Origin of the sequence: Terrabacter aerolatus (assembly GCF_007991735.1) — a bacterium.
GTDB classification, from domain to species: Bacteria; Actinomycetota; Actinomycetes; order Actinomycetales; family Dermatophilaceae; genus Terrabacter; species Terrabacter aerolatus.
In genome coordinates this window covers 23,737-47,728 of sequence record NZ_BJYX01000024.1, presented here as the reverse complement: position 1 = coordinate 47,728, position 23,992 = coordinate 23,737, and the positions used below count along the sequence as shown (strand labels likewise).

The 23,992-nt window shown below is 66.6% G+C and carries 22 protein-coding genes and 1 riboswitch; of the genes, 12 read left to right on the top strand and 10 right to left on the bottom strand.

Annotation, left to right across the window (positions count from 1 at the left end; translation table 11 throughout):
- A partial coding sequence (locus TAE01_RS17410; protein WP_147068077.1) for an oxygenase MpaB family protein occupies nucleotides 1-803 on the top strand: 803 nt, incomplete at its 5' end.
- Nucleotides 804-1,056: 253 nt separating this feature from the next.
- Here TAE01_RS17410 and TAE01_RS20740 read toward each other — a convergent pair.
- Entirely contained in the window at nucleotides 1,057-1,194 is a 138-nt protein-coding gene (locus TAE01_RS20740) for a hypothetical protein (protein WP_222594174.1), read from the bottom strand.
- 306 nt (nucleotides 1,195-1,500) lie between these two features.
- Here TAE01_RS20740 and TAE01_RS17405 point away from each other — a divergent pair, with 306 nt between their 5' ends.
- From TAE01_RS17405 to TAE01_RS17390, 4 genes are all read left to right on the top strand, one after another.
- Nucleotides 1,501-2,022: a glycine cleavage system transcriptional repressor gene (locus tag TAE01_RS17405; protein WP_186815265.1), complete on the top strand. Its 522-nt coding sequence runs from the start codon at nucleotides 1,501-1,503 to the stop codon at nucleotides 2,020-2,022.
- A gap of 480 nt (nucleotides 2,023-2,502) precedes the next feature.
- Nucleotides 2,503-4,401 carry a glycoside hydrolase family 15 protein gene (locus TAE01_RS17400; protein ID WP_222594173.1) on the top strand — a complete coding sequence of 633 codons (1,899 nt, stop codon included), beginning with the start codon at nucleotides 2,503-2,505 and terminating at the stop codon, nucleotides 4,399-4,401.
- A 43-nt stretch (nucleotides 4,402-4,444) separates the two neighbouring features.
- Nucleotides 4,445-5,122, top strand: a complete 678-nt coding sequence (locus TAE01_RS17395) for a cysteine hydrolase family protein (protein WP_222594172.1) — start codon at nucleotides 4,445-4,447, stop codon at nucleotides 5,120-5,122.
- An 80-nt stretch (nucleotides 5,123-5,202) separates the two neighbouring features.
- Nucleotides 5,203-5,760, top strand: coding sequence for a hypothetical protein (locus TAE01_RS17390; RefSeq protein WP_147068075.1), 558 nt, complete (start codon nucleotides 5,203-5,205; stop codon nucleotides 5,758-5,760).
- 187 nt (nucleotides 5,761-5,947) lie between these two features.
- On the opposite strand, the gene TAE01_RS17385 is transcribed toward TAE01_RS17390, so the two are convergent.
- The 3 genes from TAE01_RS17385 to TAE01_RS17375 all read right to left on the bottom strand — a co-directional run bounded on the left by TAE01_RS17385 (nucleotide 5,948) and on the right by TAE01_RS17375 (nucleotide 8,178).
- Nucleotides 5,948-6,658: a DUF6308 family protein gene (locus TAE01_RS17385; protein ID WP_147068074.1), complete on the bottom strand. Its 711-nt coding sequence runs from the start codon at nucleotides 6,656-6,658 to the stop codon at nucleotides 5,948-5,950.
- A 96-nt stretch (nucleotides 6,659-6,754) separates the two neighbouring features.
- Nucleotides 6,755-7,366, bottom strand: a complete 612-nt coding sequence (locus tag TAE01_RS20735; RefSeq protein WP_222594171.1) for a PASTA domain-containing protein — start codon at nucleotides 7,364-7,366, stop codon at nucleotides 6,755-6,757.
- 158 nt (nucleotides 7,367-7,524) lie between these two features.
- On the bottom strand, nucleotides 7,525-8,178 hold the full coding sequence (locus TAE01_RS17375; RefSeq protein ID WP_147068073.1) for a DUF4352 domain-containing protein: 654 nt from the start codon (nucleotides 8,176-8,178) through the stop codon (nucleotides 7,525-7,527).
- A gap of 173 nt (nucleotides 8,179-8,351) precedes the next feature.
- On the opposite strand from TAE01_RS17375, the gene TAE01_RS17370 reads away from it, so the two are divergent.
- On the top strand, nucleotides 8,352-9,719 hold the full coding sequence (locus TAE01_RS17370) for a sensor histidine kinase (RefSeq protein ID WP_147068072.1): 1,368 nt from the start codon (nucleotides 8,352-8,354) through the stop codon (nucleotides 9,717-9,719).
- Entirely contained in the window at nucleotides 9,707-10,396 is a 690-nt protein-coding gene (locus TAE01_RS17365; RefSeq protein WP_222594170.1) for a response regulator, read from the top strand. Before TAE01_RS17370 ends, TAE01_RS17365 begins: the two co-directional genes overlap by 13 nt.
- Before the next feature lie 384 nt (nucleotides 10,397-10,780).
- On the opposite strand, the gene TAE01_RS17360 is transcribed toward TAE01_RS17365, so the two are convergent.
- The 6 genes from TAE01_RS17360 to queC all read right to left on the bottom strand — a co-directional run bounded on the left by TAE01_RS17360 (nucleotide 10,781) and on the right by queC (nucleotide 16,035).
- Entirely contained in the window at nucleotides 10,781-12,814 is a 2,034-nt protein-coding gene (locus tag TAE01_RS17360; protein ID WP_147068071.1) for a DUF3293 domain-containing protein, read from the bottom strand.
- Nucleotides 12,811-13,305: a cyclic-phosphate processing receiver domain-containing protein gene (locus TAE01_RS17355; protein ID WP_147068070.1), complete on the bottom strand. Its 495-nt coding sequence runs from the start codon at nucleotides 13,303-13,305 to the stop codon at nucleotides 12,811-12,813. Before TAE01_RS17355 ends, TAE01_RS17360 begins: the two co-directional genes overlap by 4 nt.
- Before the next feature lie 36 nt (nucleotides 13,306-13,341).
- Nucleotides 13,342-13,459, bottom strand: a riboswitch (SAM riboswitch).
- Nucleotides 13,460-13,549: 90 nt separating this feature from the next.
- On the bottom strand, nucleotides 13,550-14,335 hold the full coding sequence (folE2, locus tag TAE01_RS17350; protein WP_222594169.1) for a GTP cyclohydrolase FolE2: 786 nt from the start codon (nucleotides 14,333-14,335) through the stop codon (nucleotides 13,550-13,552).
- 4 nt (nucleotides 14,336-14,339) lie between these two features.
- Entirely contained in the window at nucleotides 14,340-14,708 is a 369-nt protein-coding gene (queD, locus tag TAE01_RS17345; protein WP_246111427.1) for a 6-carboxytetrahydropterin synthase QueD, read from the bottom strand.
- Nucleotides 14,705-15,340: a 7-carboxy-7-deazaguanine synthase gene (gene queE, locus TAE01_RS17340; RefSeq protein WP_147068068.1), complete on the bottom strand. Its 636-nt coding sequence runs from the start codon at nucleotides 15,338-15,340 to the stop codon at nucleotides 14,705-14,707. The genes queD and queE overlap by 4 nt, the downstream gene beginning before the upstream one ends.
- Nucleotides 15,337-16,035, bottom strand: a complete 699-nt coding sequence (gene queC / locus TAE01_RS17335; RefSeq protein ID WP_147068067.1) for a 7-cyano-7-deazaguanine synthase QueC — start codon at nucleotides 16,033-16,035, stop codon at nucleotides 15,337-15,339. Before queC ends, queE begins: the two co-directional genes overlap by 4 nt.
- Before the next feature lie 101 nt (nucleotides 16,036-16,136).
- Between queC and TAE01_RS17330 the strand changes: the two genes are divergently transcribed.
- The 5 genes from TAE01_RS17330 to dpdE all read left to right on the top strand — a co-directional run bounded on the left by TAE01_RS17330 (nucleotide 16,137) and on the right by dpdE (nucleotide 23,991).
- The gene (locus tag TAE01_RS17330) at nucleotides 16,137-17,006 is read left to right on the top strand and encodes a hypothetical protein (RefSeq protein WP_147068066.1); all 870 of its coding nucleotides are present in this window, start codon (nucleotides 16,137-16,139) and stop codon (nucleotides 17,004-17,006) included.
- Nucleotides 17,003-18,139 carry a DGQHR domain-containing protein DpdB gene (gene dbpB / locus TAE01_RS17325; protein WP_147068065.1) on the top strand — a complete coding sequence of 379 codons (1,137 nt, stop codon included), beginning with the start codon at nucleotides 17,003-17,005 and terminating at the stop codon, nucleotides 18,137-18,139. Before TAE01_RS17330 ends, dbpB (TAE01_RS17325) begins: the two co-directional genes overlap by 4 nt.
- On the top strand, nucleotides 18,136-19,374 hold the full coding sequence (gene dpdA, locus TAE01_RS17320) for a tRNA-guanine transglycosylase DpdA (RefSeq protein WP_147068064.1): 1,239 nt from the start codon (nucleotides 18,136-18,138) through the stop codon (nucleotides 19,372-19,374). The genes dbpB (TAE01_RS17325) and dpdA overlap by 4 nt, the downstream gene beginning before the upstream one ends.
- Nucleotides 19,367-20,470: a DGQHR domain-containing protein DpdB gene (dbpB, locus tag TAE01_RS17315; RefSeq protein ID WP_147068063.1), complete on the top strand. Its 1,104-nt coding sequence runs from the start codon at nucleotides 19,367-19,369 to the stop codon at nucleotides 20,468-20,470. The genes dpdA and dbpB (TAE01_RS17315) overlap by 8 nt, the downstream gene beginning before the upstream one ends.
- A 128-nt stretch (nucleotides 20,471-20,598) precedes the next feature.
- Nucleotides 20,599-23,991, top strand: coding sequence for a protein DpdE (gene dpdE / locus TAE01_RS17310; RefSeq protein ID WP_307723854.1), 3,393 nt, complete (start codon nucleotides 20,599-20,601; stop codon nucleotides 23,989-23,991).
- Nucleotide 23,992: the final 1 nt, after the last annotated feature.

The window sequence follows — 23,992 nt, the reverse complement described above, 5'->3', positions numbered from 1 at the left end:
GGGTCCACGCCGACGCCTCGATGTTCCCGGCGGGTGTCACCTCGCTCCTGCTGCAGATGCTGCACCCGATGGCCATGGCCGGGGTCGCCGGCCACAGCGGCTACAAGAGCGACCCGTGGGGCCGCCTGCAGCGCACGAGCCACTACCTCGCGACGACGACGTTCGGCACCGTCGAGCACGCCGAGGAGGCCATCGCGATGGTGCGCTCGATCCACGAGCGCGTCCGCGGCAAGGACCACCTCGGCCGGCCGTACCGCGCCGACGACCCCCACCTGCTGAAGTGGGTGCACGTCGCCGAGATCGACTCGTTCCTCCGCGGCTACCAGACCTTCGGTGACACGCCGCTGACCGACGCCGAGGCCGACGTCTACGTCGCCCAGGCCGGCATCCCTGCCGCGCGCCTCGGCGTCATCGACCCCCCGACGTCGGTGGCCGAGCTGCGTGCCGTCCTCGAGGAGTACCGGCCCGAGCTCCAGACGACGCCGGCCGCTCGTGAGGCGGCGCGCTTCCTGCTGCTCGACCCGCCGCTGCCCTACTACGCCCGTCCGGGCTACGGCACGCTCGCGTCCGGTGGCGTCTCCCTGCTGCCCGGCTGGGCGCGCGAGATGCTCGGCATCCCCGTGCCCGACATGGTCTCCTCGCTCGTGGCGCGGCCGCTCGGGCACCTCGGCACGGCCGCGGTGCGCTGGGGCATGGCCGGTCTCGCCGAGCGACGACCCTCGGACGTCCCGCCGGAGACGCCCGACCCCCACAGACCCCCCGACGAGCCGGATGAACTCGTCGGGGTCCAGGCCGCCAGCTGAGCGGCCACCTTTGACCGGGCCGGGTGGCACTCAAGAAGCGGGTGCCCCCGGCCCGGTGCCTACTGCTTCCGGGGACTCGACCCTGACCTGAGTGCGCTGTGCCAGCAGCCGCAGAGGGCTGTCCCGGTTCGGGATAGGGTCTGGGTCAGGACGGCGTCGGGGACGGTGCGTGCCTCCGTCGTGGGCATCGAGCAGACCCCCGGGTGCCGCGGCCTTTCGTGTCGAACAATCCGTGAGGGCGTCGCTCGCGGGCTCAGAAGAGGAACGGCTGGTTGGGCCGCGCCAGCTGCTGCTCGGCCTGCGCTCGCAGGGCCGCGTCGCGAAGACGGTTCCCGGCCGAGGCGCCGGTTTCGGGCGGTGCGGCCGGGGCGTCATCTGCCGGCCAGGTCAACGGCTCCCCCTCGGCGATCTCGTGGAGCCTGTCCGACGCCGGGACTACTGCCGACGGTCTCTGCCTCCTGCGCATGGGCTGCTCCCTGTTCCTCGGTTGCCGTGGCGGGTGCTGCGGACCGGTCGCCGGCCCGCGACCGTCCCGCCTGGTCATGGATACTCCCGCACGCCGCAGCGTCCTGGGCAAGGTCCTCTGGGGCTGTTATGGCTCCAAGGCGGACATGGGACTACGACCGGAGCTTGCTCCTCGTGATGCGGAATCGGAGCGCGACCGGCTTGGCCTTCACACGGTCAGTAGGCTGCAGTCGTGCCCAGACTCGTGTTCACCGTCATCGGCGACGACCGCGCCGGCCTCGTCAGCGCTCTCGCGGACGTCGTCACCGCGCACGACGGCAACTGGGAGGACAGCCAGCTCGCCGAGCTGGCGGGCAAGTTCGCCGGCATCGTCGTCGTGGGCGTGCCGGCCGAGCGGGTCGACGAGCTGACCGCGGCGCTGCGCGGGCTCGACGGGCTGCTCGAGGTGACGGCTCACCCGGGCGCCGAGGGAGCCGGGGTCGTGGCGGACGACGCCGATGCGCAGCGGCTGACCATAGACCTGCTCGGCAACGACAGCCCGGGCATCGTGCGCGAGGTGTCGTCGGTGCTGAGCAGGCGCGAGCTGTCGATCGAGACGATGACGACGGAGACGCGCGAGGCCCCGATGGCCGGCGGCCTGCTCTTCGAGGCGCACGTCGTCGTGCGGGTGCCGGGCGGCTCGGACACGGCGGCGCTGCGGGCCGACCTCGAGCGCCTGGCGACCGAGCTGCTCGTCGACATCGCCGTGGCCTGACGGGCCGACCGGCTGTTCGCTCGTCGCGCCCGCGGGTGCGGCGAAGACAATGGGGCCCGCCTCGCGATGCAAGCTCGGACCCCGAGACGGTTCACGTACCACAACGGGCCAACCGCCAAAGTCTGCGTCACCACGTCGGGCGACATCATTCAGTGGACGCCATCGACGGCGGTGATACGTCCCGATTCGGGACTGCTTGCGCAGATCTTGCAGTCGTCTTGCAGCGGTTGGAGCCGGCGGCTACTGCCAGGAGGCGGTCGGATCCGCGAAATCGCCGCGCCCGGTGGGGCGGCGGCGCACACTGGGAGGACGGGGACGATCACGAGCCGCAGGCGTCGTGCATCCAGGAACCGCCCGTCGCAGGGCGTCCACCGTCGTCGTGGCGCTGGGCCACTTCCCTCCCTGGCTGCGTGCAGCCGTGGCTCGGCGCTGCGACGGCCCGCCCTTGCGGGAGCATCGCGGCGCGCGCACAGTGAGGGCATGCAGGCTTCCGGCGAGATGGCGAGCTCGATGACCCACGTCAAGGCCGTGCCGATCGCGGACTACGGCTTCCTCTCCGACGGCGAGGTGACGGCGCTCGTCGCGCCGGGCGGTGACGTCGACTGGATGTGCCTGCCGCGCCTGGACTCCCCGAGCGTCTTCGGGGCGCTGCTCGGGCGGCACGCGGGGCGCTTCCGGCTCGGGCCGTCCGACGTCAGCGTGCCGACGGCGCGCCGCTACCTGCCGGGCACCATGGTGCTCGAGACGAGCTGGGGCACGCCGACGGGCTGGATCATCGTGCGCGACGTGCTGCTCATCGGGCCGTGGCACCACGACGACGGGGTCTCGCAGAAGCACCGGCGCACGCCGGCGGACTACGACGCCGAGCACACGCTGCTGCGGACCATCCGGTGCGTCTCGGGCGAGGTGCAGACGGTGATGGAGTGCGAGCCGGTGCTCGACTACGGTCGCTCGCCGGTCACGTGGACGTATGCCGACCACGGCTACCACGAGGGGCGGGCGGAGGCAGCGGGGTCCGACGTGTCGTTGACCCTGACGACCGACCTGCGGCTCGGCTTCGAGGGCGGGCAGGCTTCTGCCAGAACGCTGCTCAAGGAGGGTGACGAGCGCTTCATCGCGCTGTCGTGGGGTGCGGTGGCGCCTCCGACGACGAGCGAGGAGGCGCACGACCGGCTCGAGTGGACGGCGCACCACTGGCAGCACTGGCTGGCGCGCGGGCACTTCCCTGACCACCCGTGGCGCAGCTACCTCCAGCGAAGCGCCTTGACCCTCAAGGGTTTGACGTATGCGCCGACCGGCGCGATCGCGGCCGCGGCGACGACCTCGCTGCCGGAGAGCATCGGCGGGGAGCGCAACTACGACTACCGCTACACATGGATCCGTGACGCGACGTTCGCGCTGTGGGGGATGTACTCGCTCGGGTTCGACTGGGAGGCGGTCGACTTCTTCTCGTTCATCGCCGACGTCGCCGAGCGGGACGAGGACCTGCAGATCATGTACGGCATCGGCGGGGAGCGTGACCTGCCGGAGTCGACGCTGGACCACCTGCAGGGGTATGCCGCGTCGCGCCCCGTGCGCATCGGCAACGCCGCGCACTCGCAGGTGCAGCACGACGTGTGGGGCGCGCTGCTCGACTCGGTCTACCTCCACTCGAAGGTGGCCGACCACCTCGACGGGCGCATCTGGCCGATCCTCGGCAAGCAGGTCGAGGCGGCCCTCAAGCACTGGCGCGAGCCCGACGCCGGCATCTGGGAGGTGCGCGGCGAGCTGCAGCACTTCACGTCGTCGAAGATCATGTGCTGGGTCGCCGTCGACCGTGGCGCCCGGCTGGCCTCGATGATCGGGCAGGACTCGCAGGCGGCCGAGTGGCAGCTGGCGGCCGACGAGATCAAGGCCGACATCCTCGAGCACGGCGTCGACTCGCGCGGGGTGCTGACGCAGTACTACGGGACCGACGCCCTGGATGCGTCGTTGCTGCTGGCCCCGCTCGTGCGGTTCCTGCCGGCCGACCATCCGGTGATCCGGGCGACGGTGCTGGCGATCGCAGACGAGCTGACCGTCGACGGGCTGGCGCTGCGCTACCGCGTCGAGGAGACGGACGACGGCTTCTCCGGCGAGGAGGGGACCTTCACGATCTGCTCGTTCTGGCTCGTGTCGGCCCTCTCGGAGATCGGTGAGACGCGGCGGGCGCACGAGCTGTGCGCCAAGCTGCTCTCCTTCGCGGGTCCGCTCGAGCTGTATGCCGAGGAGATCGACACCCACACGGGCCGCCACCTCGGCAACTTCCCGCAGGCCTTCACCCACCTGGCCCTCATCAACGCCGTCATGCACGTCATCGCCACCGAGAGCGCGGCCGCCGCGGCGGCCGACCAGTCGTGACGCACCGTCGAGGACACCCGCACCGACCGGAAGGCCTGCCGTGATGCAGTTCGAGGTCGTCCCGTCGCGGATGGCGCTGCTCAACGTGGACATCCAGAACGTCTTCGTCGAGGGGGCCGTCGACGGGCTGGCGGTGACCCAACGCATCAACCGCCTCGCCGCGGTCTGCCGCGCAGCCGGCATCCCGGTCATCCACGTGCGGCACGCGGTGCCGGCGGGCGCCGACCTCGGCATCCTCGGCGAGATGTTCCCCGGCGTGGGCGACATGCTCGAGCGCACGTCGCGCACCGCGGCCTTCCACGAGGCGCTCGTGCTGGACCCGGGCGACCACCTGCTCGAGAAGCCGCACTTCGGCGCCTTCCACGACACGGACCTCAAGGCGCGGCTCGACCTGCTCGGGGTCGACACGATCATCATCACCGGCATCGAGACGAACGTCTGCTGCGAGACCACGGCCCGCGAGGCCATGGTCCGTGACGTCAAAGCTTTCTTCCTCAGTGACGCCACGACGACGGGCGGGGTGCCCGGGCTCGACGTCGCCGAGGTCCAGCGCGCATCGCTGGCGACCGTCGGCAGGTTCTTCGCGCAGGTGGCCACCGTCGAGGAGATGATCGGCTGGATCACCGAGGCGAGTGAGATGACTGGGGCGCGTGAGGCGGATCGCGACGTCGGGGCACCGCCTGCGGCGGCTCGGATCGAGGGCCGGACCGCTGTCGGCTGACACCGGGTCTCCACCACGGGCCTGGTGGGTGGAGACTGGTGCTCTGATGACGGATAAACGACGGAAGCGAATGGCTGACCATGTCTGAGCACGAGACGTACGTGACGCCGAAGTTCGCGCAGCCCCACTGGGCCAAGGCGGCATACGAGATCCTCGCCGAGACGGCCGGCCGCTACAACGCCGTGATCACCTACTCCGAGCTCGCCGAGGAGGTCCAGCGCCGCTCGTCGCTCCACACGAAGTCGCAGATGCGCAACTGGATCAGCAGCCTGCTCGTCGACCTCGTCAAGGTCAACCACCTGCGCGAGGAGCCGCCGCTGGCGTCGCTCGTCGTGCGCAAGGACGACGGGCAGGTCGGCGCCGGCTACGACGAGGTGCTCCGCATCTCCGGCGAGTCACCGATCGCGGACCCGCTCGAGCGCGAGACGCACGCCGCCGCGGCCCGGCTCGAGTGCTACCGCCACTGGGGAGCCGACGTCCCCGCCGACGCCGAGCCGACGCTGAGCGCCCGCGCCCGCGTCGTGCGTGCTCGGACACCGGTCGTGCGGACTGCTCACGTCGAGGCGCGACGCGGCGCGGTGTGCCCGACCTGCTTCATGGAGATGCCCGTCTCCGGCCCCTGCCCCAACTGCGACTGATACCGACTTCGCGGGTCCTGGTTGGTGTCTATTCGATGAAGTGAGGCTCTGGGATCGCAGGGTGCTGCGTAAACCGGCCAGGAGACTCCAAGAGCGTGATCGAATCGACGCCGTGGGTCGCCATGGTGCTTGAGCGGGCCGCTGGCGCTCTCGGACCACTCCGAGTCCTTCTGGACCGGCTTCTGCTTCAGGCAGGCGCCCCGCTGCGATCAGGCATCATGACGCTCGACCACAGCGCAGCGTCGAGGACGCGAAGCGGCTCCTGGTCGACCACCAGCACCGAACCGTCCGTGCCTTCGGTCGCCGCCCCCGTCGCCATCGCGATGGCGTCGAGGATCTCGGAGTCAGCCATGAGATGGCGGAAGACCTGCCAGTCGACTTGATAGTCGCCCTTGGGCAGGAGACCGAGCAGCTCGCAGACCACGTTGTCACGGACGGGAAAGAGGTCTGGCCGCTTGCGGGCGCACAGCTTGCTGGCGGTGACCCACGGGTTGGAGTTCTCGACTCGAGCCTTGGCCAGCGCCTTCTTGACGTGGCGGTAGAACACCTCCATGTCATGCAGGCCGTCCTCATCGACGTGCTGCAGTGAAGCAGTGGCAAGGGCTCGCAACGCCTCGTTAACCGCTTCCTTCGTCTCTCCCTCCTCCGTCAGGAGCCGCGCAGCGCCAGCCGGGACACCGACGCTGAGAAGGGTCACGGCGAACAGGTCGTCGGGGGCAATGACCCGCGGGTCATTCATTCCCATCGAGACGAAGCTGGCACCGGCGTAGTCGCCGGCAGCGTCGTAGTAGCGGCGCAGTCGCCAGCCGGAACGTTCGGGCGACAGCGCTTCCAGCGCCTGGCTCTTCGCGTGCGACAGCCGCTCCTGGGTCGGCCGGCTCCACTCGTCCTGCGTCATCGTCAGCCCCCCTGTTCGTGGATTCGCACCGTAACAACTGCGTACGACAGTCGGGCAGGTGCCGCGCCACGTGGCGCGGCACCCACCGATCCCACATCAGCCGTCGGTGTACTTCATCACGGTGGCGGTGATCATCGATCCGGATGCCACCTTGCTGCCGGCCGTCAGGTCCTGGCCCAGCACGACCCAGTTGGAGTCGAGCACCGGCAGGCGGTGAGCACGTGTCGCGTCATCGGCCGGAGCGACGACGAGACCTGCGGCCCGCCACAGGTCCTGGGCTTCCTGATAGTTCATGCCCACCCCGTCGGGCACCGTGATCTTGGACGCCGGCTTCGCCGCAGGCTTCGCGCCCGAGTCCGCTGCGGCGGGCGAAGCCGAGACGGTCACGGTCGCTCGCACGGTCTGGGTCACGGTCTCGGCAGGCGGAGCAGGCGCCGTCCGGGTGACCACGACGTTCGCCGGGGCCGCCGCCGGAGTCGAGGCATCTGCCCCGCCGCCGCCTGCGGCTCCGATGCCGAGTGCTAGCAGGGCCGTCACGGGATAGCCGATCAGGTGCTTCCTGCGGCGCTTCTGGGGCTGCGGCTGCAGCTGCAGCTGCGGCTGCGGCGACTGATTCGTCCACGCCTGGTGAGGTTGGCCCAGCGCAGGAGGCAGTTGGATGGTCGGCTCGTTCCGAGCGTCGGGTGTCGGCAGTCCCTGGGTGTCCACGTGAGTTTGCTTTCTGTTCGGCGCAAAAGGCCCATCTTGGACGTCGCGGGCGATGCGCGGGACGATTTCGCGAAACTGCCCCTGGCCAGAGCCCTTTGACAGGCGGTGGGCGCCGCGCCCCCTCACCACGCGGCGCCCACCACACGGCATACGACCGCTCAGCGCAGCTGGACGGTGATGCCGTCGGAGAAGGGCGAGTCGTGCAGCTCGATGCTGGCCGGCTCGGTGCCCTTGGGCATGTCGAAGACGAGGGTGCCCTTGACCGTGTTGCCGGGGTTGATCTCCTCGAGGAAGACCTTGTTGTCCTTGACGTAGATCGCAGCCGCCGTGTCGCTGGAGAACTCGCGCCCCTTGGCGTCGCGCACCTTCTGCGAGGAGTCCGAGAGCGTCTGCGCGGAGTCGCCGATGTTGCTCACGGTGACGTTGACGAGGACGAACTGGCCCTGCGCCTTCTCGTTGAGGTACTGGTCGCCGACGGACTTCACGCCCTTCTGCACCTTGGTGACGGTGAACTCGAACTGGCCGTCGCGGACCTTCTGGCCGACCTTCGCCGAGGCCGGCGCACCCTCGGCCGGCGCGTCGCCACCCCGTCCCCCGGCGGCTCCGGGCGAGGTGGTCGTGGGCAAGCTCGAGCCTCCCCCGTTCACGGCGCTCGCGACGACGCCGATGAGGACGAGGGCGAGCAGCCCCGTGATGATCTTGTGCCGGGCGAACCAGCTCTTGCGCGGCGGCGCCGGGACGGGCGGCGCGGGGACCACCGGCGTCTGCCAGGTGGTCTGCTGCGTCGGGTCGTGCGGCTGGTTGGTGCTCATGGCGGGTCTCCCTGGGATCGGTCTGCTGTATGCCGGGGAGACCGTCTCGCGTGGACGCCGGCGGCCGCCTCGGCCGAGAGGACGGAGCAGGCTGACCGAAAGGATGAGATCGGGACGGGCGAACTGCCCGGACGGTGGAGGCCGTGGTCGGCGCCGTGCCCTACCTTTCGGGTATGCCGTCCAGCCTGCCCCCGTGGGTGCGTGACCTCTCGCGCCGCGACCTCTGGCTGCGCCGGCTCCGCAGCGTAGGGCTCGGCTTCCTCCTGCTCGTGGACGCGGTGTATGCGTCGGGTGGCTTCGACGGTCGTCGCCGGGCTGCCGAGGGGCTGCCGGTGTCGATGTCCGATACCGCGAGCGGTATCGGCATGCTCATCGCGCTCCTGGGGATGACGCTCATGGTCGCCGTGGCCTGGCGGCAGCGGGGGCCGGTGGTGCTGACGCTCGTCGGGTGCGCCGCCACCCTCGTCCAGCTCGGCCCAACCGCTGCCCTGATCGGCCTCATGTCGGTCGTGATCTGCCGCCGCTTCGTCGACGCCTACCGGCTGGCCCCGCTCGTCGTGGCCGCGACCTTTTTCGCGGTGTCGCGCGACCTGCGGTGGACGCCGCGGCCGGTCTCCTTCTGGGGCAGTCTCTTTGCCGCCGACGGCGAGCCCGTCGGATGGTTCGTCGTGGTGGTCCTCACGGTCGTGCTCGTCGCGCTCTTCGTCGGCATCGGCGTGTGGCTGCGGACGCGAGCGCAGCTGCGCACGGCGGCCGAGGTCGTTGCCGAGGAGCGTGAGGTGGTCTCGTCGCTGGCCGACCAGGTCTCCCGCCAGGCCGAGCGCGAGCGCCTGGCGCGCGAGATCCACGACGGCCTCGGCCACAACCTCTCGATCCTTTCCGTGCACGCGGGCGCACTGCAGGCGATGGCCGACGCGTCGGCGGCGGAGGCGCAGACGGCAACTGAGCAGCCGCGTGCAGCCACGGCGCAGATGAAGGAGTCGGCGCAGGTGGTGCGCGAAACGGCGGCCCGCTCGGTGGCGGAGCTGCACAGTCTGCTCGACCTGCTCCGCAGCTCCGACGACCCCGACGTCGCGGCGCCGACGAAGACGCTGCGCGACGTCCGTGCCCTCATCGACGACTCCGTGACCGCCGGCATGCCACTGGTCGCGACGGTCTACGTCGAGGACGGCGAGGCGCTCGACCCGCACATCGCCCAGGCCGCCTATCGGATCGTGCAGGAGCTGCTGACCAACGCGCGCAAGCACGCTCCCACGGTCAGCGTCCGCCTGTCCGTGACGGGCAGCCCGGCCGAGGGGCACCTCGTCATCGCGACGGCGAACCACCTGCCGCCGCCGGTCGGGCCGCATGGTGCAGGCGCTGCCGACGGCGGCGGCGCGCGTGCCGGGATGGGTCTGACCGGCATCCGCGAGCGGGTCGAGCACTACGGCGGCGACATGCAGGCCGGCGTCGATCCCGACGGGGCCTTCCGGGTGTCGATCCGCCTGCCGTGGCGCGCTCCCGACACTGACTCGACGAAGGGGATCCGATGGACCACGTGAACGCCGGTGGCTCCGAGCGGGCGATCCGCGTGATGCTCGTGGACGACGACCCGATGGTGCGGATGGGCCTGCGGCACATGCTCGGTGCGGCCTCGGACCTCGAGGTCGTGGCGGAGGTGAGCGACGGCGACGAGGTGGTCGCCGCGGTGCAAGCGCACCGATCCGACGTCATCGTGCTCGACGTGCGCATGGCGCGCTTGGGTGGCATCGAGACGATCGCCGCGGTCAAGGCCCGGCCGGAGGCGCCGAAGGTGCTGATGTTCACCGTCTTCGACCACGACGACGTGGCTCAGCGCGCCATCCGCGCCGGTGCTGACGGCTTCCTGCTCAAGACCGCCTCGCCGGAGGAGATCTGCGGCGGAATCCGCAACGTGGCCGGCGGCCTCGGAGCCGTGTCACCGAAGACTGCGGCTCAGCTGTTCACTCGGGTCCGGGATGACCCGGCCGCGGCTCAGCGCGCCGAGGCGGCCCAACTCATGGCGACCTTGACGGCTCGCGAGCGCGACGTCGTGGCGGGACTGGCCCGAGGACTGTCGAACGCCGACCTGGCCCGCGATCTCTACGTCAGCGAGACGACGGTCAAGACGCACCTCCAGAGCGCCTTCATCAAACTCGGCGTGGACAACCGCGTCCAAGCCGGAGTCATCGCCGACCGGGCCTACCTTTCGAAGCCCTGAAGGGAAGACTCGTCACCGGCACGACAACGAGTTCACGCCCGTGTTGCGGGATGCCTGTGTCATCGAGGCAGTCCCGACACGGTCATGACCGTTCACACGCAGCCGTCGAAGCCTCGGTAGCCCGTCTCCCCGTCCGGTTGCTTCGTGATCCACTCGTGCCATAGGACCACTCGCTCAGCCTCGAGGGCGTCGTCGAACGGACCCTGTCGGTGCAGGCAGTCGTCGCAGAGCGTGTGATAGCGGTTGTCGCCGCCGATGCAGACGACGACCACGTGGCAACGCCACGGCGCTATCCCTTCTGGATGTCCGGGTCCCTCCGGCTACTCGCTCAGGCGGCCGGCGAGCTCGACGAGGGCGTCCTCCGGAAGCTTGTCTCGGTAGCCATCAGGCAACGCGCTCATCGCGTTGCCTCCTCGACGTGGGAAAGCCACTGCAGCCGGTACAGGTCGCCTGTGAAGCCCGTCTCGGAAGCTCGCTCGAGCGCTGCCGCGAGCGCGCGACCCGGCTTGCTCCCCGGGTGACGGACTGCCTCTCGCGCGGTCGCGTAGTCGGGGTTGCCGGCCAGGCGCCGCCGCAACGCATCACGCGTCTCGTCATCGAGTCCGAGATCGACACGTCGTACCAGACGAGCCACTGCTCGTCGCACGGCCACGGCTCGAGCACGAGTGCCGCGACGGTCTCGAGATCTGACTCCTTGATCCATTGGCCCACCACGCGGGCGCGGCCCTTCGCGGACGCAGGCCACGTGACGAACTCACGACCGTCGCCAAGGTCACCCCATTGCCTGATGACCGCGAGCTTGGGGGCCACCACCCCGATCGATCCGCCACCGTCCCAGCTGATCGGCGCACCACCGGACTCGCTGAACCACCGGTACTCGACGACGGTCTCCCCGGCGAGCTCGCCGTTCTCGATCTCGTCGTCGCCGACCGTGAGCCACCGCCATCCTTGGGCGGTTCGCACCGCGACGACGGGCTGGCCATCGACGGTGCAGTGCACGAGGCGCGATGGCACGCCCTGCACGAGACGAGCGATCTCGTCCAGGTCGAGCCCGGCCGCCACAGCTGCCTCTTCGTCGATGCCTGGACCTTCAGCATTCGGGTCGACGCCGACTCGCGGGACACGCAGGTGCTCCAGCAGGTTCACGCCGATGTCCCGCGCCACGTTGAGCTCACAGACGACGTCGGGCCTCAGGGTCGAGAGCTCACGCACTCCAGCCAACGCGGCCTCTATGGTGGGGTATGCCGCGACAACGGTGCTTGTCCACTCACGTGGTGCGGTCGCCGAAGGGGTAGCCATTTCCCAGCGCTCGACCCGGACGCTGCCAGCCGCGTCCGGCAGCACGAACCACCGGTCGCGCCGGCCGTCCGAGAAGGACCGCTTGACGGAGACCCGCGTCGAAGCGGGCACCTGCGGCCACGTGCCCGCCGCGATGCCGGCCAGGGAGTCGCCCCACCATGCCACCTCGTCAGGGTCACCGACGGAGCGGGGCAGGTTCGTGCCGCTCCCGTTTGCAGCGGCCGCGCCGACGACATCCGCCGCCGACCACCCCTCCTCCGACCAGCCCCGGGCCCCGTCGATGTCCCCGCCGAGTTCGACCCACTGGCTCACGTGGCGCGGCCGCCAACTTCCGGGCCATCCTGCCTCGACGTGCTCACGATGCTGGGCTGCGTTGCGCTTGCGGGCCTCCGCCTGGCGGGCACGACGCTCCTCGCGCCTCTCCTCGGACGCGCGCGCTTCCGCGGCCGCGGCTCGGTCCGCCTCGTGCTGCTGTTCCTTGCGCTGTGAGCGGCGCACTCGCTCCGCCTCGACGCGCGGTGCCCAGTAGTCCGCCGCGTAGCCAAGGAAGACGTTGTTGAGCAGTGCGGCTCGCTGGTCGTCGGCCACCTCGAGGGCCCGGTCCAGCGCCGCGCTGGCGATGGCGATCGGGACGTAGGGCGACGCCAGGCCGAGCTCCCGCCATGCCCGATCGGCGCCGACTGCCCTCGCGTCAGGAGTGATTTGGCGCCAGCCCAGCGCCACCGTCGTGTCGTCCGTGCATGAGAGGACCGTCAACGCATCAGCCGTCCACTCGAAGACGGCGTCCTGATTGAAACGTCGACCGAGGTCAATGGCATCCTGCCGCGTGAGCCCGACGATGGCGACGCTGGGTTCGACGTGCAGCCAAGCCGGGTCGGCTCCGGCCGCAGGGTTGTGCGACGCTTGCCCCCCATCCAATTGCTCGACCAGTGCGCGCTGCGCGCGACGGTTCTCCGTCTCGGTGGCCCCACGGCCGCGCGGGTTGTATGCCGTGACGATGTGGATCGGCTGCGGGGGTGCTTCACCGACCGCGACCCCGGACTCCGCACTCTCGATGACGAGGAGTCCGGCGGGAAGGTGCAGGCGCAACTGCACCGTGAGGTAGGCATCGCGAATCATGCGTAGACGCCCTCCGTGATCTCGGCGAGGGCAGCCTTCTCCGAGACGATCGGGGTGCGGCGATCAGACATGCCGCCACCTGGTTCGGGTCGCCACTCATCGTGGAGCGTTGCGTCGAATCGCGTCCAGATGCCCTGCGCGTAGCACCGTCGTGCGGGGTATCCAGCGCGCCGCAGACGCTGGGTGATGTGCAGCGCCTCCGGGACCCGAGCGGCGTGAACCTCGATCACATTGACGGACAAGCGATTACCGCGCGCTGCTCGGGCCACGAGATGGTCGACCGCGCTGGCGGACGTCGTCCCGTCCAGGAGGTCGTAGTCGAGCCACAACTCGTCGACCAGTCGGTCACGGACGCGACGAAGGAGTTCCACGGCGTCGTCCCCGTGGCGGACCTGTACGTGGGGTCGCCGGTCACGGAAGGCGCGCGTGTCGTCGACCAGAACGGTCAGCGGAGTTGCCGCGCTCGGCTCGGCAGACAGGGATGGGTGCATCGGCAGCCCTTTCGGTCCAAGGAGCCCCTGAACCGAGGCCCGCTCTGGCCAGACCGACGGATGCCGGCGCGGCCGGGTCTTCCTTGGACGGCACCGGGGCGGACCGGTTGCCGGGCGACCCCTCCAAGGTGGGTAACGGTCGCGCCTCTTGACCCACTAGAGATGATGACATAAGACGCCGACAGTCAGTTCATGTTGAAGCCCTGACCGGCGAACTTTGTCTCAGTTTGATGAGCGAACGGTTCTACCCTTCGGGGCGCCACGACAACGAGGCGATGGCATCGTGACTGTGAATGCTCTCCAGATTCCGCACTCGGACGCTATGACGCACTCGCTGCTTCCTTAGCAGCCCAGAGAGGTCGCGCGCCATGTCCTCTACAAATGCGGCGTGCTCGAAGGCCGTCATGGTGATAGAGCGCTCGTCCGGTCGCTTCACGATCGGAAAGACGGGGCAAGAACCCGTCAGGCGAATCAGTTCCACCAGACGGGCGACCGAAACGGGGTACGGACAGTCGTCGTGTCCGTGCACATCCACGGTTACAACGCTGCGTTGATTGTGTGCGCCGTAATCGCTGATCGCCTTACTACATGGGCACAGGCTGGTCACTTCGCTAGTAACAGATGTTACGAGTTCGAAAACGTCCCCACGCAGCGTTGCCCGCAAACGCAAGTCACTCGGTTGCCAGGCCTCTCGCCCGGACACGGGTGACAACACGCGCGTCGCGAACGGCAGACCAATGCCGATGGTGGCCACACCAACGTCAAGGCGGGAGGCTGCCTGCTTCAGGACTGTGGGCAACTCGCGCGGGTCGATGACCTCTAGGTGCTCGTGTACGAGCTCGACCATGCGACTCATGTGGGTGCCGCGCCGGTCCTCGGGCAGTTGCACCACTACTTCAAACGACGCCACTCCAGCCTGGGTGGTCACCCCGTCTGAGAACGTGCTTGGCATCCGGACTCCGTCAATGCCGACGTTGTCGAGGGAGATTCCTCGCTCGTCAACCTGGTCCTGAATGTCTGGCAGCGCCACGTTTCTACTCTCCTCGGTAAATGCAACCCGAGGTGCACGTCTCGCGCACCCTCACCTCGGTCAAGTTCGGAAGAGCCACTACGAGGCGATCCCAGATCCACTTGGCAAGCACCTCGCTCGTCGGGTTCTCGAGGCCCCGGACCTCATTGAGGAAGTGATGATCAAGTTGCTCCTCGAGGGGCTTGAATGCCGCCTTAATCTCGCCGAAGTCCTGCACCCACCCCGTCTCCTCGCCGACGGGACCAGCGACGTGGACCGCCGCTAGGTACGAGTGTCCGTGCAGGCGTGCACACTTGTGGCCCTCGGGCACGTTCGGCAACCTGTGAGCCGCCTCAAACGTAAACTCCCTATAGATCTCACTGTTGTGGGTCACGGTATTCCTAGCTGCTTGTGCGTCTGCAGACTGAGCTGCCATAGCGGGTGGTCGAGGCAAAACTGCACGGCCAGTTCGGTGTTCGCCGCCACATCCGGGCCATCCATCGGCTGCACTCGGTAACTCTCGAACTCGAGGTCTTCGAACGTGGTCGGATCGACGCCGCCCTGAGGGACGACAAATTTGAGCTCGTGGCCCTTCGTGACGAGTAGTTCGGACCCGATCTTGGGGCTCACGCAGAGCCAGTCGATACCGGGGGGCGGCGTGACAGTCCCGTTCGTCTCGACTGCAACATAGAAGCCACGTGCATGGAGGGCATCCACGGCGTCGGCATCCAGCTGCAGTAAGGGTTCGCCGCCCGTGCACACAACCATCGGTCGCCCTCCGCCGTTCACCGGCCATTTAGACGCCACTGCGGTCGCCAACGCCTCGGCGTCATGAAACTTGCCGCCCCCTTCGCCGTCCGTGCCAACAAAGTCGGTGTCGCAGAACTTGCAGATCGCTCTCTCACGATCGGCTTCACGGCCTGTCCACAGATTGCAGGACGTGAAGCGACAGAAGACGGCGGGGCGGCCGGCATGCGTGCCCTCGCCTTGAAGGGTGTAGAAGATTTCCTTGATCTTGTAACTCACGCAGTCGCCTCCTGATAAATGACCGGGTCAACGAGTCCGGCGTCAGCGAAGCCGCGCAAGCGCAACAAACATGAGTCGCAGTGACCGCACGCCCGCCCCTGGTCATCGGGGTCGTAGCACGACAGGGTCAGGGAGTAGTCGACCCTCAGGCGCGTTCCCAACTCAACGGTTTCAGCCTTGGTGAGGCTGATCAGGGGAGTGTGGATTTTCAGTTCATTGCCTTCGACACCGGCGCGAGTGGCCAGGTTGGCCATGCGTTCGTACGAAACTATGTACTCGGGCCGACAGTCGGGGTATCCGGAGTAGTCGAGGGCATTCACACCGATGAAGATGTCGGTCGCGCCGACGACCTCCGCGTACGCCAGTGCGAGGGAGAGGAAGACGGTGTTGCGTGCCGGGACGTAGGTGATGGGGATGTCGTCCTCTGACAACTCCTCCGCCGACTGATGCTTCGGCACGTCGACGTCGGCCGTGAGCGCCGACCCTCCGAATATTCGCAGGTCGATGTCGCACACGACGTGGCGTTCCACCCCGGCGGCCTGCGCCACCCGGCGCGCTGCCTCGAGCTCAACGACATGCCGTTGGCCGTAGCGGAAGCTGATTGCGTACGGCTCGAACCCCTGATCCTTCGCGACCGCGAGGACCGTCGTTGAGTCCAGCCCCCCGCTGAGCAGCACTACTGCCTTGCGGCCCATAACATCCACCTCTCGATACCGGCTGTGCGTACGCGCACCGTCCGACGAAACTACACGCTAGAGTACCGACAACCAAGCCGTAGTTTTGTATCCGAGGGGTCATGGCGCGCCAAAAACTGACGATCGTGGTCACCTGTACCGACCGCAAGACGGGTGCTCCGCACCACGACCTGATGGCCCGTACGCTACCAACCGGCACCGTCAAGGAACGCGCCGATGACTGGGTGGGCCGCCTCCGTGCGACAAGGCCGACGACGCGTCTGCTCGACCTCTACGCGGGGGAGAGTTGGACTCAAGCCAAGCGACTGGCCGCTACCGCTCGGAGCACTGGATTCCAACCGGAGGTCTTCGTCGCGTCTGCGGGCTTGGGCCTGCGCCCGGTCGATGACGTCGCGCCGCCCTATGCAGCAACGTTCGCCACCGGCCACCGTGACTCCGTGGTGCAGGCCACTCCTGATGCGAGCGTTTGGTGGAAGCAACTCGCCCACGCCGCTGGCCCTCGAGCCGACGCCCCTTCTATATGGGTCTTGTCGGAGTCGTACGCGCGGGCCATGACGGACGACCTCCAAGCGCTCGATCCTCAATCGACGGTTGTCTTCGGCGGGGCGTCGGACACGCCGGCGAGTCTCCGGATCCGATCGGATCGGAACCTCCGAGGAGCACTCGGCGGCACGATCACGAGTTTGAACGCACGCATGGCGATCCGTTGGTTAGAGATCGCCGATGGCAAGATGCCAGCCGCACCCGAGGTCCACCGCAACTGGGCTACCTGGGCCCTGGGCGCTCAGCAGCAGGAACGCTACGACCGCAAGCCCGTCTCTGATCACGCCATCAAGCAAATGATCGACCAGATGCGAGGACTGAATCCGAAGTTGCCCAAGACAGTTGCTTTAAGGAATCTGCGCAACTCCGGCATAGCGTGCGAGCAGCGCCGGTTCACGCGACTATTCGAGGAGGCCCTCACCTCATGAGCGGCATTGAATGGCTGGAACGGCGAGCACTGAAGGTGCTCCAAAGTGATGACACCCCCCTCTACCTGTTCACACTCGCCGCTGAGGAAGTCGACCTTGTTGCCGACGTCGCACGCATCAGCCGCGATGAGGCCGGCAAGCTGATTGGCTACCAGAGGCCGGAGAAGAAGAAGCACGTCAAGCAGATTCAGGAGTACCTCGACTCCGAGGCCCCACTGTTTCCCAACGGCCTGATCCTCGCCCTCCCGCAGGAGGTTCGCTGGAGGTCGAGTCGTGGACCCTCGACGAGCGACGGCCTGGCAGTCTCCGGAACATTGGAGATTCCGATCAGTAGAGATAGCGATGGTCCTCGACCAGCGTGGATCGTAGACGGCCAACAGCGAAGCCTCGCGTTGTCTCGCACGAAGAACCGGCGCCTGCCAGTGCCTGTCGCTGGATTCGTTGCGCCCACCCTTGAACTACAACGCGAACAGTTCTTGAGGGTGAACACGGTTCAACCGCTTCCCTCCGGACTGGTGACCGAACTGCTACCTGAGATCACTCGCGTCCCTTCGGGCCGTATGGCAACACGGCAGTTGCCATCTGCGCTTGTGGACATGCTCAATCAAGATCCGGAGTCGCCGTTCCGGGGAATCATTCGGCGCGCTTCGACGGACCCCGACGCCAAAAGGTCGACCTTTGTCACAGACACAAGCCTGATCGAGGCCGTCCGCGAGTCCATCGAGTCTCCTTCTGGCGTCCTTTTCCCATATCGCAACATCGCGACTGGCACGACCGATACGGAAGGCATCCGGCGTCTGCTCATCGCATATTGGGGAGCAGTCCACGATGTCTTCCATGACGCATGGGGTAAACCTGCGACTGAGAGTCGTCTGATGCATGGCGTTGGCATTCGCGCTATGGGACGACTCATGGACCGCGTCATGACACACGTGCGCGACGACGATCCGAAAGCTAGAGCGGCAGCTGCAACGGAACTCAGGCTCATCGCTATTCACTGCGCTTGGACAGGGGGTTCCTGGGACGCACTTGGACTCGCATGGAATGACTTGCAAAACACGCCCCGGCACATCAGCGCCTTGTCAAACTTCCTCATCCGCACCTATCTAGCGGAACGGACCCATCGCAAGTGAAGTTCTTCTTCCCCGACAGCCAGGACCTGGTCAGCCCCACGTACGACTTCCTGCACGACGAATACGCTGCCCACCGAATTCGACAGCGTGACGATCGATACGCCCATGAAGTCCTTGCTCGGGCACCTTACGACGGAATCCTCGTAAGCAAATCCATAGTGGACGGTTCGATTAAGGGCGCGGGCAAGTACACAGCAGCCCAGAGAGCACGCCTTTACCGCCTGGGCTTGAAGAAGTTTTTTCGCCTTCCTAGTGAGGTTAAAACTCTGGGTGACAACGGTGCGTTCAATTACGCCAGCGAACCTGTTCCTCCTGTCACCGTGGACGAGACTCTCGATTTCTACGAAGGATGCGGCTTTGATGCCGGAGTAAGCGTGGACCACATCATCTTCGGCTACCAACCTGCCGCGGATTTTTCAACAGTAGACCCCGCCTGGGCCGAGCGCCGACGTTTGACCCTGCGACTTGCAGAAGAGTTCATCACCCGGGTCGCGGAGCGCGGAGCAGATATCGAACCTGTCGGCGCGGCTCAAGGGTGGAGCCCTGCTAGTTATGCGGACAGCGTGAGAAACCTTCAGGAATTCGGATTTCGCCGTATTGCGCTCGGCGGCATGGTGCCGCTCAAGACGCGGGAGATACTCGCATGCCTCGAAGCGATCGAAGCGGTGCGCAAGCCCGAATGCGAACTTCACCTGCTTGGAATCACCCGGGTTGAGTCGATGGCACGCTTTGCGGAACTCGGCGTAACCAGCTTTGATAGCACTTCCGCGTTTCGGCAAGCTTTCATGGATGACCGCCTCAATTATCACACTCGCGACGAGGCATTCGTGGCACTGAGAGTCCCCCAAGTGGACGGCAACCCGACGCTCCGGCGCGCGATTCTTGCCGGACGGGTGTCCCAAAGTGACGCCCTCAAGGGCGAACGCGAATGCCTACGCTCGCTGCGGGCGTTCGACGGTTCAGAGACGCGCCTGCAGGAGGCCTTGGAGGCCCTGTCTTCTTACGAGCGACTCTGCCAGAGCAAGAAGACCTATCGCGCTCAATATGAACGGACTCTTCGCGCTGCCCCCTGGACCGCATGCTCATGCTCTGTCTGTCAGAAGCTTGGCATCGAGGTAGCCATATTTCGAGGCACCGAACGCAACAAGAGGCGCGGGTTTCACAACCTGTCGGTGCTCGCCGATAAGATGCATCGACTTGCCCACGAGGACTTAGCGGAGGAATCCCATGGCTGACCGATACGATTTGCGCCTTCCTGCCCTGCGGATTCGACAGGGCCGGAAGCATATCTACTCATTTGGCGTGGACGGGAAGCGCATTCATGACTTCGCTACGGTGTCGCGGGTCCATCGCGATGAAGCCGACCTCAAGGGCTATCAGCGTCCCGAGGTGATCAGCCATATTCGGGCGATTCGACGCTATCTTGAATCCGACGGGGCCCTGCTTCCTAACGCCGTGGTATTTGCCTTTGACGCCAGAGTCCGCTTCGAAATTAGCCATGAGTCGGCCGTTGATTATGCGACCGTGGGCGAACTCATAATTCCGGTCGACGAGGCAGCGTCCGAGGAATCACGCCCAGCGTGGCTCGTCGATGGACAGCAGCGCAGCGCAGCCATTCGCGATGCCGACCTGGCAGAATTTCCTCTCGCGGCGGTTGGATTCATCGCCGACGGCGAAGAAGAGCAGCGGTCGCAATTCATCCTGGTCAATAACACCAAGCCACTTCCCAAGGGATTGATCCACGAACTGCTGCCAAATACTACGGGCCACCTGCCGCCTGCGTATGCGCGAAAGCAATTACCCGCGCAGATCATGACGCGGCTAAATTCTGGCCCTCGCAAGCAAGTTGGGCACCCCTTTGCCAGTCGAATCTCGACGCCCACCCAACCTGACGGAGAGATTAAGGACAACAGCGTCCTCAGGATGATCGAGAACAGCCTCTCCGACGGCGCTCTATACCAATACCGGAACCCTGACGACGGATCCGGGAACGTTGACAAGATCGTCGGGCATCTGGACCGCTTCTGGAGTGCTGTGCAATCCACGTTCTACGACGCGTGGCAGGCCGAACCCCGCAAGTCCCGCCTCACCCATGGCGTCGGAGTTCAGTCTCTGGGGTACGTCATGGATGCTATGACTGAGGGGTACGACGAGACCGAACTGGATGCTCTCGATCTGGAGGGCAGGCTTGCTCGCCTGGTCCCACACTGCGCTTGGACCACTGGCACCTGGCAGTTCGCTGCGGACGACGTGCGCCGGTGGAACGGCCTCCAAAACACACCCAGCGACATCCGACTCCTGACCAACTTCCTCCTACAGGCGCTGAGGTAGGACATCCGTGTCCTAACCGGCCGTTTGCCCCCACGGACCCGGTTTCCGAGTTACCCTCCCGGAGTCGCCGGTCGTACGGAGGGTTCTGAGTGGTTGACCACGTTCGTTGTCCGCGTTGCGAAGCGGCAATGGTCATGCAGTTTGCATCGAAGGGCGCCAACGTCGGCAAGGCGTTCTGGGGTTGCTCGCAGTTCCCACGATGCCGAGGGTCGCGAGACGCGAATGGCGAAGCGGTCGAGAACCACACACCAGCGAGAAGGGTCAGCAAGGCCTCCTCCACGTCCAGGCAGGGGGGCCGGGGCAAGTCGCTATCGGGAGGTGACCTGCTCACTTCTTCCGACAACGTCCTCGGGCCCGGGAAACTCGTTGCGCGGGAAGGTGATGCTCTGGTCCTTGAGTACTTCGACACGCCAGGCCAGGCGCCTTCGGACCGCTATCGGGAGGCTGTGTCACGCGAAAGCCTCCGGCGAGTGACCCTCCCTCCCGAGCAACGTGCCTTCTGGCAGGACCCAACCGGCATTTGGCGCTCCGGACGCGTCATCGAGATCACGGCGTACAACGACATCCATGTGCGGGGCCACGAGTGGGAAGGCTTCATCCCGGAAGAACGCCTCTACGTGCGATGGAATAAGCCACTGACGGACCCGGTGGGTTTTGGCGAGGCCGGCATGCTCGAGTCGCCCATGCTCGCTGAACTGCGCTTGCCGTTCCTCCGCAGCATCCTTCAGCAGCGCTCGGCCGCTCATGGCATGCGCGCTGTGCTGTCGAGCTGCATCGAACTCCATGCCCACCAGGTCGAGACCGCTTGGCGCGTTCTACAGGATCCTGTCCAGCGCTATCTTCTCGCCGATGAGGTCGGCCTAGGCAAAACCATCGAGGCGGGAATCATCATCCGCCAAATGCTGCTGGATAACCCCAGTCTTCGGATCCAGTTCATCTTGCCTCCGTTCCTACTCGACCAGTGGAAGCGAGAGTTGACCCAGAAATTCCGCGTGCAAGACTTCACCCAGTCGCATATTCGCTTCAGTCGTGATGACGAGCCGTCGGCGTGGGACGCGGCCGACCTCGTGTTAGTCGACGAGGCACACAACCTTGCACGAATGTCAGTCAGCACGAATCCCGACCTCGCCCTCCGCTTCCAGCGGCTTCGTGAGATCGCACTTGCAAGTCCGCGCCTACTGATGCTCTCCGCGACACCAGCGCTGCATAACGAGGACGCCTTCCTCGCGATGCTCAAACTGCTAGACCCGGCGGTTTATGCCGACACCAATGCGGAGCAACTTCGATCGCGCTTGGAGGCTCGTGCGGGCTTGGGCCGGGTCTTTCTCGGGCTGCAACCCAGCCTCCCAGGGGTCCTTCTGAAGGGGCGCCTGACGGAGATCGAAGCCTCGTTCCCCGACGACGCCGAGGTCCGCGATCTGGTAGCGCGCGCCCGCGAGTCGGTGGCCACTCAAGACAGGGACGAGACGGCATCCCTGATCCAGGCGCTGCGCACGCACATTGCCGAGGTGTACCGCGTACACCGACGAATGCTCCGGACCCGGCGTACCACGGCGTTGGAGGGCACCTATCGGGTCTCTGGTCGTCGCGCGCCTGAGCCACTTCCCCTGGAGTCGACCCTGCGCGACGACGTTGCAGAGGCTCTCGACCGATGGCGGGAACAGGCTCTTGCGTCGGCAGAGGGCAACCCGGCGGCGATGACCCTGGCCGGGCGCGCATTCGCCGAGGCCGCAGCAGTGAGCCTTGACCCGAGTGCCCTGCAGAAGTGGGCACTGGAGCGGGCCGCCGCGCCGCTAGCCGCTGACGAAATCGCGGCGCTAAAGCGCATCGTGCAGGACGTGGCCTACGCGGACCGACGGGCAACCGTCAGCCGCCCGTTCGCTGACGCGCTCAGCGAGGTCATGACGTCCAACGAGCGTGCTGTCGTCTTCTGCCCCACAACTGAAATGGCAACCGAACTGGCTGAGGAGCTCAAGGATCTCTTCGGCGCCACGTCTGTCTTCTGCCATGTGACGACCCAAAGTAGCCAGGAGAACGACCGCTCGGTGCGCTCGTTCGAGGCGATCCATAATGCCGCAGTCATGGTCGCAGATTCATCGGCCGAAGAGGGTCGCAACCTCCAGTTCGCGAATGTTCTGGTGCATCTGGGACTTCCGGGATCAGCAAACCGTCTCGAGCAGCGCATCGGCCGTTGTGACCGGTGGTCGCCCGAAGGGTCCGGGGGGTGGCGGTCATATGTCGTTTCGGGACACGCGGATGACGCCTACTCCGGCGCCTGGGAGCGCATCCTCAAGGACGGTTTCGGGATCTTCGACAACTCGGTCGCCAGCCTTCAGCAAGCCGTCGACAACGCAACGGACGAGGCGTGGCACATCCTCCTTCAAATGGGACTCGACGGTGTTCCCTCCGCGGTGGCGCGGGTTCGAGAGATGCTGGACGCGGAGATCGAGCGCGTCCGCGAACAGGACGCGCTCGACAGCCTGGAGACGAGCGTCGACGAGCGCTCCGTGTATGCGCGGATCGCTGACGTGGAATCCGATGCGTCAACATTCGCCAACGTGAGCAACAACCTTCTCGCAGCGAATGGCGCGGCGGGCAACCTTAGATTCGAGCGGAGAGGCCACCCTGCCACTGGCTTGGGCGGATACGAGTCGCTCGGCCGTCTGCCGGGGAAGCAAGCGCAGATTCCGCTGATCCCGGCATCGCGCCTCGTTCGCGACTTCCTTCCGTTGAAGGACCACGTCGGAACCTTCGTTCGGGAGTTTGCCCTCTCGAGCGAGGACGTCCACCTCTACCGCTACGGAGACCCGTTCATCGACGCCGTCAGCGACTTCCTGTGGCACGACGATCGTGGCCGAGCCTTCGGCATGTGGCGTTCGATGCCCGAATGGCCCCGTGAGGACACTCCGCTCTACCGATTCGACTACGCCGTCGAGGCGAACCCCCTTGATGTTCCCTCCTCAAGGGACCCGCGTGGTGAACTCGTGACAGTCAGTGCGGGCATCGACCAGCTCGCCTTTACGCGGCGGGCCGATGGAATCTTTCCTCCCATCATCGTCAGCGTCTGGATGACAGCCAGCGCGCAGGAGTTGACCGCGCGGACGCATCTCGACGCCCTCGACGCCCCATACGCGAAACCGGGCACCACTCGTGCCGGCGGCGACTACTCGCTAAACCGTATGAGGATCCAGCACGCCTACGACCTCATTCCCGCACAACACTGGGGCGAGTCTTGGCGATCCGCGGAAAGAGCGGCTCAGCATCTCGTCCGCAGTCGCGAGGACGTTCGTTCGGCGGTCGAGCGAGCTTCTGCCATCGCCGATCGCGACGCGGCAACAAGGCTCTCCCAGTTGCGACTGCGAGCCATGCGCACTACAGGATCCGAACTCGTGCGTTTGCATGAGGAACTCCATCGCGAGGAAGTCATTGCCCGCGCCATGTCCGCCGCCGTGACCGCGCCCTCACTTCGGCTTGACAGCACTGGGCTTGTGGTTCTCTCCGGCCGAGCACTGACGAACTGAC